Raw genomic sequence first — 667 nt, 5'->3', positions numbered from 1 at the left:
TAGAAATTAAGCAGAAATTAGCTAGAAACTGCTCAGAAATTAAACAGAAACTGCCATAGAAACTACTAAAAATTATTACAAAAATAACCTCAAAAAAAATGGAAAACAAGCAACCAAATACCACCTATGATTTGGAAGAGGAGCTGCGCCAACAGCTGCTGGAGCAAGCCAATAACAAGGATTTGACCACCGATCTAGACGAAGAGGAAGAACTAGATTTTGAAACCGCAAAAGACCTAGAGCAAAAATCAACAAAAACCGCCTCTACTGACTCTACTGGCACAAAAACTGATTTTTCAGAAGTAGAAACTGCTGCAGAAACGGCAGAAAATAATTCTGATATCCAAGAACAGTTGGAAGAAAATTGGGAGGAAGAGCCTATCATTGAAATAGAAGAGGATCCACTGGATGGATATGTTCAAGAACCACCCAAAACCAACCCTGTTGAAGAAATCAAAAAAGCAACAGGCTCGAGTAGCAAAAATCTCAAAAACTTGGCAGAGCTGGGAGAAATTGCCTTCACCTATATTGACCTAGCCAAAGCTCAATTGTGTAGCTCAATTAGTGGGCAGCATGTGGCAGAATATACGGCAGATGAAAAAGCAAAAAAAGTCTTAATTGCTGCCGTTCAAGAATACTTGAGCACTCAAGAAATTAAAGCCCCCAC

Annotated in this window: 1 protein-coding gene; it reads left to right on the top strand. The window is 39.3% G+C overall.

Annotation, left to right across the window (positions count from 1 at the left end; translation table 11 throughout):
• Positions 1-98: 98 nt before the first annotated feature.
• The coding region (locus CG11_RS26320) for a hypothetical protein (RefSeq protein WP_156039922.1) at positions 99-667 on the top strand (569 nt) is incomplete at its 3' end.

It is taken from the genome of Aureispira sp. CCB-QB1 (assembly GCF_000724545.1).
Lineage (GTDB): Bacteria > Bacteroidota > Bacteroidia > Chitinophagales > Saprospiraceae > Aureispira.
Note: the sequence above shows the minus strand (reverse complement) of the source record. Positions and strands in the feature narration are given on the sequence as shown.